The 14087-nt window shown below is 47.0% G+C and carries 13 protein-coding genes and 1 tRNA gene; 9 read left to right on the top strand and 5 right to left on the bottom strand.

Going from position 1 to position 14087, the window contains the following annotated elements; all coding sequences use genetic code 11:
- The first annotated feature begins 101 nt into the window (after positions 1 to 101).
- On the top strand, positions 102 to 1349 hold the full coding sequence (pepT, locus tag M977_RS07230; protein ID WP_064513578.1) for a peptidase T: 1248 nt from the start codon (positions 102 to 104) through the stop codon (positions 1347 to 1349).
- Positions 1346 to 2545, top strand: coding sequence for an MFS transporter (locus M977_RS07225; protein WP_064513577.1), 1200 nt, complete (start codon positions 1346 to 1348; stop codon positions 2543 to 2545). Before pepT ends, M977_RS07225 begins: the two co-directional genes overlap by 4 nt.
- Positions 2546 to 2583: 38 nt before the next feature.
- Here M977_RS07225 and M977_RS07220 read toward each other — a convergent pair whose 3' ends face one another.
- The 3 genes from M977_RS07220 to M977_RS07210 all read right to left on the bottom strand — a co-directional run bounded on the left by M977_RS07220 (position 2584) and on the right by M977_RS07210 (position 4967).
- Positions 2584 to 3762, bottom strand: a complete 1179-nt coding sequence (locus M977_RS07220) for an MFS transporter (RefSeq protein WP_064513575.1) — start codon at positions 3760 to 3762, stop codon at positions 2584 to 2586.
- Complete coding sequence (locus M977_RS07215) at positions 3763 to 4164, bottom strand: GlcG/HbpS family heme-binding protein (RefSeq protein ID WP_064513573.1); 402 nt, start codon at positions 4162 to 4164, stop codon at positions 3763 to 3765.
- 110 nt (positions 4165 to 4274) lie between these two features.
- Positions 4275 to 4967, bottom strand: a complete 693-nt coding sequence (locus tag M977_RS07210) for an IclR family transcriptional regulator (protein ID WP_064514192.1) — start codon at positions 4965 to 4967, stop codon at positions 4275 to 4277.
- 211 nt (positions 4968 to 5178) lie between these two features.
- Here M977_RS07210 and M977_RS07205 point away from each other — a divergent pair.
- From M977_RS07205 to M977_RS24300, 5 genes are all read left to right on the top strand, one after another.
- Positions 5179 to 5252: transfer RNA gene (locus tag M977_RS07205), tRNA-Gly, on the top strand.
- A 134-nt stretch (positions 5253 to 5386) separates the two neighbouring features.
- Positions 5387 to 6988: a site-specific integrase gene (locus M977_RS07200; protein WP_064513571.1), complete on the top strand. Its 1602-nt coding sequence runs from the start codon at positions 5387 to 5389 to the stop codon at positions 6986 to 6988.
- Positions 6981 to 7625 (top strand): DUF4145 domain-containing protein, encoded by a 645-nt coding sequence (locus M977_RS07195; RefSeq protein WP_064513569.1) that lies wholly within the window; start codon positions 6981 to 6983, stop codon positions 7623 to 7625. Before M977_RS07200 ends, M977_RS07195 begins: the two co-directional genes overlap by 8 nt.
- Positions 7626 to 8409: 784 nt before the next feature.
- On the top strand, positions 8410 to 8895 hold the full coding sequence (locus M977_RS07190; RefSeq protein ID WP_064513567.1) for a hypothetical protein: 486 nt from the start codon (positions 8410 to 8412) through the stop codon (positions 8893 to 8895).
- 2 nt (positions 8896 to 8897) lie between these two features.
- Entirely contained in the window at positions 8898 to 9089 is a 192-nt protein-coding gene (locus M977_RS24300; protein WP_074143632.1) for a hypothetical protein, read from the top strand.
- On the opposite strand, the gene M977_RS07185 is transcribed toward M977_RS24300, so the two are convergent.
- Positions 9070 to 9378 carry a hypothetical protein gene (locus M977_RS07185; protein ID WP_063216582.1) on the bottom strand — a complete coding sequence of 103 codons (309 nt, stop codon included), beginning with the start codon at positions 9376 to 9378 and terminating at the stop codon, positions 9070 to 9072. The two genes, M977_RS24300 and M977_RS07185, sit on opposite strands and share 20 nt — an antisense overlap.
- 334 nt (positions 9379 to 9712) lie before the next feature.
- Here M977_RS07185 and M977_RS07180 point away from each other — a divergent pair, with 334 nt between their 5' ends.
- Both M977_RS07180 and M977_RS07175 read left to right on the top strand, forming a co-directional pair.
- Positions 9713 to 10105: a hypothetical protein gene (locus M977_RS07180; RefSeq protein ID WP_157092054.1), complete on the top strand. Its 393-nt coding sequence runs from the start codon at positions 9713 to 9715 to the stop codon at positions 10103 to 10105.
- A gap of 86 nt (positions 10106 to 10191) precedes the next feature.
- A complete protein-coding gene (locus M977_RS07175; protein WP_083962917.1) occupies positions 10192 to 11256 on the top strand; it encodes a hypothetical protein in 1065 nt (354 codons plus the stop codon).
- 547 nt (positions 11257 to 11803) lie between these two features.
- On the opposite strand, the gene M977_RS07170 is transcribed toward M977_RS07175, so the two are convergent.
- Positions 11804 to 14029 (bottom strand): sensor domain-containing phosphodiesterase, encoded by a 2226-nt coding sequence (locus tag M977_RS07170; RefSeq protein ID WP_167351088.1) that lies wholly within the window; start codon positions 14027 to 14029, stop codon positions 11804 to 11806.
- Positions 14030 to 14087: the final 58 nt, after the last annotated feature.

The following is a 14087-nucleotide window of genomic DNA, read 5'->3' as shown; positions in this document are numbered from 1 at the left end:
ATATGTTGCAGAATAATAACTAAGTTATAAAAAAATATAACCCGGTTAATTAACGTTGTAATATTTATCAACCATTTCATGTTAATGGTGAGTAGCAAACAATGACAATACGTATTAATGCAGACCAAATAATAGATACCTTTATCCGGTATACAAAAATCAACACCACTTCCGTTCCCGATAATAACCTACTTCCCAGTTGCGAAAATCAGTACAAATTAGCTCAGCTTGTTGTGAGTGAATTTTCCAACGTGAATACCGTCGAGACTTCCATTAACGCTAATGCCATTACCGTTCTGAGTCTTGCGGCAAACAGCCCGGAAATGCCATCCATTGCCTTCTTCGCACATCTTGATACTGCGCCAGATAACGCCAATGACACCCATGCCGTGCGCGTGAAAAACTACGATGGTAAAAATATCGTACTGCCTGCGACTGGGGAAAAGATAACCGTTGAGGCGTTCCCTGAACTGTTGAACTATGTCGGCCAGGACATCATTACCACAGATGGTACCAGCCTGTTGGGTGCTGACGATAAAGCGGCCATTGCGGCGGCAGTGGAAGCCATTCGTTATATGGTTGCGAACCCTGAGTTTAAACATGGCGATATCAAACTGGTGTTATTGCCAGACGAAGAAATTGGTATTCGTGGTGCTAAAGCGTTAGACGTGGCGCAGCTAAATGCTGATTTCGGTATTTGCCTGGACTGCTGTGGTATCGGCGAATACGTTATTGAAAATTGGTACGCCGGTAGTGCCAAAATGACCTTCAAAGGCGTGACGGCTCACCCTATGAGCGCGAAAGGCAAGTTGGTCAATGCTGTATTAATCGCTAACGAAGTGATCAACGCATTGCCAGCAAGTGAACGCCCGGAATTAACGGAAGGCCGTGAAGGGTATTTCTGGGTGAATAAAATCACCGGTAATACCGTGAATGCCACACTCGAAATTGCCCTGCGTGATTTTGAAATTGAAGGTTACCAGAGCCGAAAAGCGTTATTGCAGTCCATCACTGAGCAACTGCAACGCCGTTATGGCCAGGAAAATATCACCCTGGAATTATCGGATACCTACGACAACGTGAAAGCCGGGCTTGATAAAAAGCCGGAAATTATTGCCAGCGTTCAGCAGGCAATGCGTAACCTGAGCATTGAGCCGAAACCGTTAATTATGCGCGGCGGTTATGACGGTAGCGTGATTACGCCAGCCGGCTTACCGACGGTTAATATCTTTACTGGTGCCCATAATTTCCATTCCACCAAAGAGTTCTTGCCCGCAGATTCTCTGCGCCTGGCAAGTGAAATGCTGCTGGAAATCGTTGCTCTGAGTGCTCAAGAGGTGCCTGCGTGAATAAGTGGATAACTGAATTTGTTTTGTATGCCGTCTACATGGTCTTTGGCGCAGCCTGGGCCACTACCGGTGCCGTTATGCCGCAAATCATGGCCGATTTTAATATCGACGTGTCCCATGCGGCGTTAATGTCGAACGTCATTCTGTGGGCGAAAATTTTAGGTGCTTTCTGCACCTCGATTTTGACCGCGCAACTCGGCGCGAAAAAGTCCTATCTTCTGGGCTGCGTGTTAACCGGGTTATCGATATTCATTCCATGGACCAATAACTTCGACCTGCTGTTAGTTATTCGCTTTATGGGTGGCCTGGGTGGGGCAATCTGCCTGGTTTCTCTGGTGCCGACCGTGGCACGTTTGTTCGATAACAAAACCGCATCTGCGCTTAACAGCCTGAACTGCACCTCCAACATCATCGGCACGATTATCGCGCTGACGCTGGCGGGTAGCCTGTCGATTTACTTTGGTGGCTGGAGAAACCTGTTGGCAGTTTATGGTGTGATAACGCTGGTTCTGGGTGCTGTGTGGCTTATTGTCTTTACTGATGAAGAGGTCGCCGTTACCACTGCAAGCAACGACGGCAGCACGGATAAACTGCGCATCATGAAAGATGCGATTTTTAACCGCGTAGTGTGGGGGATGATTGCCCAGTACGTCGGCGCGATGATCATGATGATTTTCATGTTCACCTTCCTGCCGCTTTACTACGCCAAATACGCGCACCTGCCGCCAGAATCGCATGCTCACCTGAGCGGCACGGTAAACCAGGTGGGGATTATGCTCGGCGCAATCGCTGGACCATTCTGCAAAGCTCGCGGCTACCATTACAAAAACTGGTTGTTTAGCACCAGCATCGCGATGGCAATTACGACCTTTATTATGCTGTTTGCGACCAATGACATTCTGATTCTGGTCTGCTCATTCCTGACGGGTTTTGTGTTTGCGACCTGGTTTGCTTTTATCTTCTCAATTCCAAAAGAGACATTAAAAGGTGCCAATACCCAAACGGTGACCTACACGATGTCGACTTTCTGGGTTTGTACCTTTGTTATCGCCACCGCGAACAGCCAACTGATTGGCTGGTCGATTGATGCAACTGGTAGCTTCACAATGGGCTTTATCTGGGTGTTTGCGCTGATGGTTGTTTCACCTATCGTCGCACTGATGGTATTCCCGAAAAAAGCGGCAGCTCACGCTTAACAAATGAAAGGGAAACCGCGAGGTTTCCCTTTTATCTATCAGGTGCGTTGATTGTGTTTACGCGTAAGCCAGAAGAGGGGAATTTGAGCAACCAGCACCAACAACACTCCTACCCACGGCGTTAGCGCCATCTTGTTTTGTGCCACTAATCCACTCCCCAGGATCTCACCCAAAGTAATACCCAGGTTAAATGCCGAGATATTCAACGCTGAAGCAAAATCCACTGCGCGAGGAGTCCAGCGCGATGCTGTTTCCAGCATTCCTGCCTGAAAACCTGGCGACATCCCGAATGCCAGCGCACCCCAAATAAATAGCAGCGGTACAACAGCCAGTTTGCTGGAGAGGGTGAGCGCCAGGAGCACAAATATCGCGAGCAGACCCAGCAGCATACGACGTAGCGCAGTGGGCCAGCCGAGACTTGCAGCCCAGCGTCCTCCGGCCATGTTTCCAACTAAAGTGGCTATGCCAAATACCACCAATAACATGCTGGCAGTATGGGTCGAAAACCCACTGATGCCAGTCAAAATAGGGGTGATAAAGGTGAAGGCAGCAAAACTTGCGCCAAAACCTAGTACGGTAATACTCATCATAGCCAGAATCATGGGCTGTTTTAACGCAGACAATTGTATAAACGCCGGGCCTGCCTTCTGCGCGGGTAGTACCGGAACCCAGCGTGCCGTTGCCAGCAGAGCAATTGCGGCTAATACTGCGACCCCAAAAAAGGGTAAACGCCAGCCCAGCCCATTACCAATCACACTTCCTAATGGCACACCGATAACCATCGCAAGCGTCAGGCCTGCAAACATAACGGAAATTGCCCGGCTTGCAGCACCAGGTGCTGCTAATCGGGCTGCGACAGTGGCACCGATAGCGAAGAAACTGCCGTGTGCAATTGCTGTGATGATGCGACCCAGCAATAGCATGTGATAGTCGGTTGAAAATGCTGATAGCAGGTTACCAAAAAGAAAGGTTGTCACTAATGCCAGCAGCAATGGTTTACGCGGCAATCGCGCAAACCCAAGAACGACAATCGGTGTTCCAATGGCGAGCGCGAGCGCGTAGGTTCCGACCAGGCTTCCGGCCTGAGCCAGAGACACATTTAAATCCTGAGCTATGGCGGGCAACACGCCGACGACGATAAACTCCGCCACACCTATAGCAAATGCAGTAACTGCCAGGGCCCAGACACCCGCATGAATACGATGTGGCGTGCTCATTTATGCTCTCCCGGCTGCGGCCAGCGCAATGATTTGGTCGGCTTCTACCGTTGCACCGGCAATACCTACTGCTCCAGTTGCGTAGTTATGTTCATCGTAGAACACAACGCCGCCGCCAAAACTAATCAGCCCACCGTTAGTGGACTCTAGAGTATAAATTGCGCCACCTGGCTGAGCATCTGCACCAAGAGTCAGGCTGTCCGTACGAAAAAGTGCTGCGGTGCGTGCTTTCTTGATTGAGACATCAATAGCCCCCGGGACTGCGTTGTCCATGCGCAAAAAACCGCGCAGTAGACCTGCGTCATCTACTACGCTGATATTAATAGAAAAGTTCATCTCTTGAGCGAGTTTTCGGGCGCGTTCAATCACTTGCCCAACGGTGGATTCACTTAAAGCAGACATTGGAAAACTCCTTGATGTGATAAAGAGTCACCAATGATTGCTGTGAGCTAACAATTTGTGAAGATGGGTAAGATGGTTGGAGGCTAAAGTTTGATAATGCCGAATTAATCCTAGTTGAATGCTATCGCCAGCGCGGTTAAGGCCGGTTCTCTTAAACGTTTTGCAGGAGCTGCGACACCTAATGCTGCAATAACGCATCCTTGCCGACGAAGTGGTATAGCCAGACAATTTAGACCCACTTCAGCTTCCTCAAGGTCGAGAGCATAACCTTGCTTGCGGATGATATGTAATTCCTGCTCAAGCTTTGCAGGTAGGAGATTTGCTCGTCGCAAACTACGCACTAATTCAGGTTCGTTAGCTAAAAATATCTTGCCAATAGCGGAGGTCGTTAATCCTTCACGGCGGCCTCGGGGACTGGCTACACGTAGATTATTACACCCTTCGATAGCATCAATATAAAGATACTCACGTGTGCCACAAGGCACTGCCAGATAGCTGGTTTCCCCGCTTATTCTCGCCATTTTCAATAAAGCCGGGGTAAATACTTCCCGCAATTGTTCATCCGCGTCCGCCAGAGGTTGCGAGATATCCCGCAAACGTAAACCTAGTGCGTAATGCGTCCCTTTGCGGGTTACGTAGCCCAGAGCCGAGAGGGTGTTGAGCAGGCCATGTAATGTGCTTTTGTTCAAATCAAGCCGTGCTGACAAATCGGCTAAACGAGCCACACCACCTGCAGCGGCAATATCTTCAAGTATTGCCATTGCGCGTTCAACAGACTGTATGCGGCGGTTCTCATCAATCATATTTTGGCCCGGAGGGTTTGAAAAGTTCACCATTGTAGAACTTATTTTGTCGAGGGGAAAATGGGAGGGAAGCATCAGGGAAATGATTTGCCAACAAGGGCTAGATATTCGTATGCCTCTAATAAAAACAATCGCTTAATAATCCACCACATAAACTTAAAAGGCGCTTGCCAGTGAAAGCTGAACGTCTATAATGCCTACGCACTTCAAAGCGGGTGTAGTTCAATGGTAGAACGGCAGCTTCCCAAGCTGCATACGAGGGTTCGATTCCCTTCACCCGCTCCATCACACTTCTTAAAGTTCAATAACTTACTGAATCCTAAGGGATACGGCTTAAAGCCTTCCGATAGTTTTACTCACTGTAACCAACACTGTGACTAACTTTGTTGAAGTAGTGAGCAGACCTAAGGTCTCAGTACATGCTCAATTCAAGAACCTACCTTTATCAGCGTAACGGTGTCTTTTATATTCGTCTTAGGATGAAGACCACTGGTTGCCTGACCGCTTCGCTTCCTTCTCATAACCGTTATAAACTAGCGTCATTGTCACTACGGACTAAGGACAGACGCACCGCTATGGCTCACTCCCGGCACATCAAGTCAGCACTTAAAGCAATCCACGCAGATAACCCTAACGCTTCTTATGAGGAGCTACGGGAGCAACTCAAGACCATTGTCGAGTGGGAACTTAGTGTCAGCCGTGATGACCTGAACGACCCTGAGTCCTACCAGCTTTACGTTGACCAGTACGATGACATTAAGTCCAACCTTCGGGAAGCTGTAGCGACTGAGCGTCTGACTGTAGACCAGCACCGCTATATCAATGACGTTATTGGTGTGCTTAAAGCCTGTCAGGATAGACTCAAGGGTGATAGCTCTGGCCTGTTGTCTTACCTTGAGCCTAGCAGCCTAAGACCGTCCGTCTCCCTATCTGTATCATCGGAACCTGAAGTCCCTGACCATAAGGCTCTGACCCTCGCGTCTCTCATTGAGCAGTACGAGCAGGAGAGCGCTCAGAACTGGAAGCCTGCGACCCTAAGCGAGAACCGAGCGTCTCACTCAACGTTAATCGAGATATTCGACTATCTGAATATTCAGGATATCAGCAAGGCGACCCGTTCCGATATGCTGAGGGTTCGTGAAGTCCTCCAGCAGCTACCGAAGAACCGCAAGCAACGCTTTAAGGACATACCGCTGTCTGACCTGTTGAACCGAGAGTCTAAGACTGACTGTATGGATGTAGTAACCATCAACAATAAATATCTTATCAAGATGGCTGCTGTGTTTAAGTGGGCGGTACGCAACGACCTGATAGCTAAGAACCTGACAGAAGGTCTTGAGCTAAAAGTCCCGCAGCGTAAAGCCTCCGACGCTCGTGATGCGTTCAGTCCTGAGCAGGTAGGGCAACTACTGGTCGCCGCTAAAGCGTACTCACAGAAAACCTCAGGTAAGCCGTACCATTATTACGTCACTGCTCTGGCTGCTATTACAGGTGCGAGACTTAACGAGGTGGCCCAGCTTCAGGTCAAAGACATTAGGACCACTGAGGCCGGGAGCGTCTACATCCATATCAATGAAGACGATAGCAGCCTACCGGGTAAGAGCATCAAGAACGCCCATAGTGACCGCTGTGTCCCGCTAGTCGATGGTGCTTATGGTTTTGTATTGGCTGACTTTATGTCACTCTTGGAAGACCGTAGAAAGACTGGGGGTGATAATGCTATGGTATTCGATGGCCTCAAGCTAATGAAGAACGGCTACGGTGAGCAGGTTAGCAAATGGTTTAACCGAACGTTGCTACCTAAAGTCCTCGCTGACCGTAGCGGCTTAGCGTTTCACTCGTTTAGACATACAGTTGCGACCCAGTTAAAACAACATGGGGTCGAGTTAGCGTATGCTCAGGCGATTATGGGTCATAGCTCAGGGTCTATAACTTACGACCGTTACGCTAAAGAGGTCGAGGTAGATAGATTGGTTAATGTGATGGCTGATATTTATAAGGAGACTAGAGTAAATGGCTGAGTATTATCCAGCAAAATTTGATGCTGAGGCTTTTAGCTGCCCGTATTGTAATGTTTTTGCCCGTCAAAACTGGTATCGCTTTGGGCTACACCATAGAACCACAGAAATAAAAGCATCTGAATGTTATCACTGCAACCAATTAGCCTATTGGCATAACAAGTCTTTGATTATTCCTGCATCTGCCAATGTTGAGATGCCTAACCCAGACATGCCCGATGACTGCAAGTCCGACTATATGGAAGCTAGAAGCATCATTAATCTGTCTCCTAAAGGCGCAGCAGCACTCCTTCGTCTTTGCCTCCAAAAGCTAATGGTCCACTTAGGCGAACCGGGGAACAACATTAATGCTGACATTCGGTCACTCGTCCAGAAAGGACTACCTGTACGCATCCAGCAGGCAGCAGATATCTGTCGTATTGTCGGCAATCAGGCAGTCCATCCGGGAGAGATTAGCCTTGATGATGACCCGCAGTTGGCACATGGTCTATTTAAGCTGCTGAACATTATTGTCACCGAGCAGATTACTAGACCGAAAGAAGTTGAGGCGATGTTTAACAGTATGCCTGAAGGACAACTTAAGGGCATTGAAGACCGCGATAAGAAGGCCAAGGAAGCGCAGAAAGCAGCTACCGAGTAAGTGCTGGGGGGATATTTAATGAGACCCACACTATAGGGAGAGACACCAAGTCATCCCTTCTTATTTATTTTGATTGAGATTATCGGGCAGCAGACCGGATTGGAAACCATCTGCAAAGACCCTAGGCTTTTAATAGCCAACAGTCTCAACCATATCCTTTTAATGTAGTCATCCTTCTCCTGTGACGGGCGGAGAACTGTTATCACACCCGAGGTCTTTCCTTGGTTCTTTAGTGAGCAATAACGGTGCGGGATGGTGATTTGAAGACGACTGTAGATACTTACAGTTAGACGGGCGGAAACTCAAAGTGGTCGACCAGTTGATATGCTTAGAGTTTGTACTTTGAGACGAGACCAGCCTGTTGTCGTTAAGTCTTAAATGATAATGGTTTTGATAAGACAATTATGAATTATAGACTTAAAGTAAGCCTTCCTGTCATACCTGAAGTTATAGCTTGAAGTCTGCCTCTTCAGGTCTGGACCGGATGTTCACCCTTGAGTTATTCATCATAGCTACCACCTATCAAATGCAGTCTATTCATCGTCAGCTAATCAAACCCACACTATAGGACCCCACACCAGCTTCTTGTCCATCCTGATGTCTATTCAGCTTGGCTCGCTACCGTGAGTCCCCCAAAGACCAATCACAGGGTCATCGCAGACCATATTAATTACCTCAAGTCATTCTGTTTGTGTCCTGTTGCTTGCTGGTCTCCCTTTACGTGGGGGCTTGAGTAGGTCAGTAGGGTGCGACTTCAGGGTGCAAACAAAAGGAGTACACGTAAATGTCTCAACAAGAATACACCATCCATATCTTCGGTCAGGACCTCACCAGTCAGGACGGATTGTTTCGACTGGATGAGATACGACGGGTCGGCATTCAGATTGGCACAGTTGCAGATGGCAATAGTACAGAAGTCAGACGCTTTGCTCGTACCAACGTCGGGCGCTATCTTATGGGACCGAAAAGTGGTCGCATAAAGAAAGTCGATATGGGGCGCCTCGGTACGTCATGGCTTGCTGACCCCACGTCCGCTGTCAAGTTTGGCGAGTGGCTGGACTTTGAGTATGGAATAGCTGTAGCGGATGCCTTCGTGTCTATGACATCCAGTGCCACCGTACAGGCCGCTGTAGCATCTTCGGATGATATCTCGCCGGACTCTAAGTCATTCATTAAGAAGCACACTGTATCGCACTACAGGGCTGGACAACTCGTCTCGAAAGAGGAGTTTGAGGAGCTACGGGTCGGTCGCTGTGAGTGGAGACTTTAACAATGGCTATGATTGACCCGCGCACTCCAGAAGGCCGTTTGACCCTGCGTTACCGTGGTCTTCCCACTTCTATTTTGTTGTCGATGCTTGGAGTAGACAAAGCGGCTACGAATAACCGACCATTTTATTCTCGCAATGAGCTAATAGAACAGTTGGTCATTCGCACTATGTCAGTTAACCGAGAAAGTAAGTAAGAAATTCTCTGGTCACTGCGTCAGTAAACCCCACAAGTAATGCGATAGCCGAAGGGATGATATTAATTGCTGCGACAGAAAGTGATTTTATTATTCTCTGTTCTTTGGATGCCTTTATTAAAACCGCAAAGATAAACACTGGAATGAATGCAAGTAGGGCTACGGTGATTATACGTTCAAGCATATACAGTGTGTGCCAAGTTATTCCACCTGTTATATATCCAGCGCCGTATCCAACTGCATAAAAGCAGGCCAAGTAAAGCAATAAGCTAATAGCTAATTTGGGCATAAATCATTCCTGAGTGTCTTGGTGAAAGATGGTCGTAGCTTAACAAATATCCATATACATATTGATCGTTTATCCCAATCGTAAATTCCGTATTGATCGTCACTAGCGATCAAATCATTCGGTTCAAACACCTATTTTAAACCTCTGAGATGACCGATGCGGGGAGACCGTAGGCACCTTTGTGTCTGCGAGACCGATAGTCTCAACCTCAGAAGGAGATTTAAACACAATGACTACCAAGAACATTTTAACGTGGCGTATCGCTGTATCTGATGTAGACACCAAGACCAACACCATCAAGATTGACGGACAGGAGCATGACTTAGGGTTTGCCTTGAAGTTCCTACTACCTGCCTATTTCTCAACGTTTGATTCAAAGACCATCCAGTCTAACAACACGTTCAATGCTGTAGAGCCACTGGTCGCTGCTGGTATTAAGGTCTCCAACTTCCTGCCTATGGCTGCTGAGGCTCACCGTGATTTGACCTACCGTCGACAAGCTGAAGCTCGTGAGGCCATTCGTCAGGCTGAACAACAAGCTATCCGCTTCGCTGAGTTGAATAAGAGCAAGGAACAAGTAGAGCGTGAGCAACTGGAAGCCGAAGCACGTAAGAAACGTTTACGTGAACAGTCCGAGCTTGTCCGAAGTGCAGGGTCGACTCTGGGTAAATCCCGTGCGGCACAGATGCTGGAAGGCATTGGAGACATCAACCTGCTGGCTGACTAGTAGTCCTCGAACACACAACAAACTTCAGGCCTTGACCAATGGTGGTCGAGGTCTATCCGAACTATTGAGAATAGGAGATATACACCATGTCCAATAACATTCAAATTAACGCTGCCCCTGACTTAAACAAGCCTGTAGGTGAACAGTTCCGAGCACCTAACGACAAGATTGTTCACTCTGAGTCTATGACCTTCCGTGAAGAGACCAGTAGCTTCGCTTGGGCGTCTGACAGCCCTGAGTTCAATAGCATTGAGGCCGCTAAGTCCCCTGCTGTTTATGCTAAGACCCTTGAGTCCAGCCTGCGTATTGGTCTGAATGGCATCAAGTCAGACGTTGAGTCTGTGAACTCTGTGTTCCCTGTTGAGTTCCTGCCTAACCGTACCGACACTCCTACACCTATCGTCCGTCACCTGTTCAACGACCGAGGTGCTGTGGTGGCGACCAATGGCGACTGGTCTAAGCCTAAGAAAGCTGTAGCTATGGCTGGTAGTGAAATCTTTGTAGAGCCAGCAAACAAGGCTATCCTGCTGTCCTATAGCATCCCGCTGTATGACTTCAAGGTCGAGTCCGGTTTCACCCATGCGACTCTGGTTGGTGATATGAATAACATCGTCGATAACATCCTAAAAGACATCAACGCTAAGGTCGCTTCTCAACTGGCAGACTCTAAGTTGGTGCGTAAGGTTGACGGCGGTAAGCTGGCAGGTAAGTTGTTTGATAAAGGTCAGGACATTCTTGATGCTATCACTGAGGCTACCGATTCCGCTCTGGGTGCTAACGTAGAAGACTATGGCTTGGTTATTCATGAAGACTTAGTGAAGGCTCTGGCGTCAGTAGCTCGTCGCTCAGGTTTTGGTGGTGAGGACGGTATAGAAGAGATGCTAGGCACTGACTTCTGCTCCTACAACGGTGAGGACAAAGGTGTCTTCCTGATGCCTAAAGCATTCACGGGTCTGAGCTTTGCTCCACCTAAAGTAGACGGTGAGTGGTTCACTACAATCTTGACACGAGATACCGACCGCCAAGCTTTCGTACTGGAAGTCATCGGTAAGCTGTACATCCTGAATGAGGCGACCACTGAGATTAAAGATGGTATCCGCAAGGATGCTGCTGTACTGCCAGTAGTCACTAACATTACATTCACTAAGTAAGACTTTGAGTCTAGGCCTTCGGGTCTGGACTTTATTTTGTACTAGTAATCTAGTTCGTAAGTGCAATGGGGAAGGTAGACTCTATGGATTTACACAAAGTCTATCTTCTGGTCTTCCTCTTGAAGTTGGTACTTGTGGTCTGCCTTGGTTTATACCAGAAAAATTCGTCTGACCATCCAATATAAAGAGGAAGCAAAAAGTCCCCCATAGCCCCAACTTATAGCCAGACCAAAGGGTGAGGGTAGACCTTGTGTTCTATTCCTCTTGTGGGAATATTACTTGCCTCAAGTCTTGACCGTCTGTCGCTAAATGTGTGACTATCGCTGTAACTGCTGGATTCATCAGTCTTTAAGAAACAAGAAGTTAGCTGGCTGTCCTCGGCTCCCTTCACCCGCTCCAGCTCATCTCTTCCAAATTACCTGTAATCTAACGAACCCAGTGAATATGTGCTTTACGCCACTTTTGCGTCCTGAATTTGCTTGATTATTATCCATCACGACAGCAGAAAACCCCTCATAACATGCTTTCTGCTGCCTGATTTTATGGCTTAAACAGTTGCCGGTAAGGTTTCGATAGGCGCAGGCTTACCGATGAAGTAGCCCTGAACATAGTCAATTCCCATGCGGAATAGAGCATTCTGAATCGCTTCTGTTTCGACAAACTCAGCCACTAACGTCATGTTTTTCATTCTTGCTAACTCACAAATAGATTCCACGATTTTGTAGTCCATCTCGCTGGAAATAATATTGTGGATAAAACTGCCATCGATTTTGAGTATGTCCGCCTGCATATTTTTGAGTCGCGCATAGCTCGCATAACCCGTTCCAAAATCATCGATAGCAATTTTACAACCTAAACGCTGTAGTGCATCCAGTGTCTTATCGGCTTGTAAGTTGTTGGTAAGCTCATCGGTTTCGGTCACTTCCAGAACGAGCTGCTCAGGCGCAATACCGTACTTAATCAGCATATTTTCAATGAGATGTGCCATATCTGTGCGGCAGATTGATACTGGAGTCAGATTAATGGCGAAGCATTGGTTTGACCGTGAATGACGGGTTTCGTCCATATATTTCATGGTGTTATTTAGCACCCATAAATCAATGCTCGATGACATGCCAAATTCATTTGCTAGCGGTAAAAAAGTATCCGGGAAAATAAGCTCATCATTGTTACCAAGCATCCTCAACAGGACTTCATGGTAGCGATGACCATTTTTGCTTTCTATTGGTTGAGCCATCAAAACAAACCGATCTAACTCAAGCGCACGTTGAAGTTGATTCATCATGTCGACTTTAGTTTTAACCTGATTTTGTACCTGGCGGCTGCTTTGCTTTCTCATATCCACGGGCAAGTTTGTAGTCAGGGAGATCTCTGCCAGTGCTCGGAGTTCACCAATTAATAGATAAAGATGACCCACAGGGTAGTTAATGATGCAGTAGCTACAACCAATTTGTGGGTAAAGCTTTACCCCATCACGGGTGTAACGGAAATCTTTTGCTTTGTTGTGCAGCTCAGAAATCCTTTTTTCCGCATTTAAAGGGGACATCCTGACAATTAAATCGTGACCTGAACTTATATAAATAAGCTCATCGCTTTCCAGTACCGGTTTCAAAAAATGAGCCAGTTGTTGCTTATATTGAACTTGCATCAGCAAACCATAGTGGCGGCCTAGTAATTCAAGGTCAGGGACATATAACTGGCATAAAACAGAAACTGTGCTTTTGTTTAAATCTGCATCAAGTGCCAGCAAATTTGGTAGGTGAACTACCGGGTCGATGCTCATTAGACGCTTAGTCTTAATATTCAAGGCTCTTTGCCGTGAAATATTTATAGCCATAAGGATAATGGTTATTGAAAACGCTGCGAAGCAGGACGTTGCAACAGCCAGATGTAACTTGTAATCGACTGTATGAGGAATATAACTTTGATAGTTATTGCACAGAACGACCAATAACACCCACCAAATGAGAGAAATGGCAGCATGGCCCAGACGTAGCGTTCCCCAGATCATGACTGGTAACAGTAACGTCAGGGTATACACGGAGTTTATCAGTGTTGGCTTATGATTAATTGGTGAGATCATGAGCGCCGTAAGCAATGTCATTGCACTAAATAGACAAATGAGCTCGAGTGCTCGCAGGTCTTCTGCAACTTGATTACGGATTTTTTCAACATATTTCTTCATGTATGATGGCGTTCTGAACGAACGAATTACCAAATAACACATTGGCAAGCCAATCATATTCCCAACCAGCATTCCCTGATAATTTATCAATGTTCGCGTGGTGAATGGGGTTATGTACATCATTTTTTGATGTACACCATACATGCCTAAGTAGAGTACGGTCTGGAAATAATTAAGGAACAATGTGGCATTAATGAATACTAACCAGAAAATACGTTGCCAGGTTAGGTTATAGCGCCCGAAACTAGCTCGACCACGTTTCCCAGTGAAATAGTAATAACCAGCACAACTTATTCCTGTCGATGTAAAATAATGCAATACGGACATCAATGCTGGTTCCAGGCCACGATCAGGAGCCACACGGAAAAATACACACAGTATGATACCAGGAAGCGCCTTAAAACCATAAATCATGGTAAGGGCTGTCATAAGTGCCATGTTGAGATAAAAGAAAGGTATCTCGAAACCATCAACGTAGCCGTAGGAACTCATATACTGAGTTATAGGGTACAGGATGAAGGGGAGAACAAGTGGTAAAGCCCACCATTTGTCTTTGTACTTGTTATACAACGCAGTAAATTTCATCATCAATGTCTGCTTTTTTACTAATTCCAGTGTCTGGAATGATTTACAAGCATCCATTGCT

Origin of the sequence: Buttiauxella gaviniae ATCC 51604, assembly GCF_001654835.1 — a bacterium.
Taxonomy (GTDB): domain Bacteria; phylum Pseudomonadota; class Gammaproteobacteria; order Enterobacterales; family Enterobacteriaceae; genus Buttiauxella; species Buttiauxella gaviniae.
Note: the sequence above shows the minus strand (reverse complement) of the source record. Positions and strands in the feature narration are given on the sequence as shown.

Coding starts and splice junctions, on each gene's coding strand:
- M977_RS07190 (WP_064513567.1), top strand. CDS start 8,410: ATGTCTCAACAAGAATACACCATCCATATCTTCGGTCAGGACCTCACC.
- M977_RS07210 (WP_064514192.1), bottom strand. CDS start 4,967: ATGATTGATGAGAACCGCCGCATACAGTCTGTTGAACGCGCAATGGCA.
- M977_RS07170 (WP_167351088.1), bottom strand. CDS start 14,029: ATGATGAAATTTACTGCGTTGTATAACAAGTACAAAGACAAATGGTGG.
- M977_RS07215 (WP_064513573.1), bottom strand. CDS start 4,164: ATGTCTGCTTTAAGTGAATCCACCGTTGGGCAAGTGATTGAACGCGCC.
- M977_RS07220 (WP_064513575.1), bottom strand. CDS start 3,762: ATGAGCACGCCACATCGTATTCATGCGGGTGTCTGGGCCCTGGCAGTT.
- M977_RS07200 (WP_064513571.1), top strand. CDS start 5,387: ATGCTCAATTCAAGAACCTACCTTTATCAGCGTAACGGTGTCTTTTAT.
- M977_RS07185 (WP_063216582.1), bottom strand. CDS start 9,378: ATGCCCAAATTAGCTATTAGCTTATTGCTTTACTTGGCCTGCTTTTAT.
- M977_RS24300 (WP_074143632.1), top strand. CDS start 8,898: ATGGCTATGATTGACCCGCGCACTCCAGAAGGCCGTTTGACCCTGCGT.
- pepT (WP_064513578.1), top strand. CDS start 102: ATGACAATACGTATTAATGCAGACCAAATAATAGATACCTTTATCCGG.
- M977_RS07195 (WP_064513569.1), top strand. CDS start 6,981: ATGGCTGAGTATTATCCAGCAAAATTTGATGCTGAGGCTTTTAGCTGC.
- M977_RS07175 (WP_083962917.1), top strand. CDS start 10,192: ATGTCCAATAACATTCAAATTAACGCTGCCCCTGACTTAAACAAGCCT.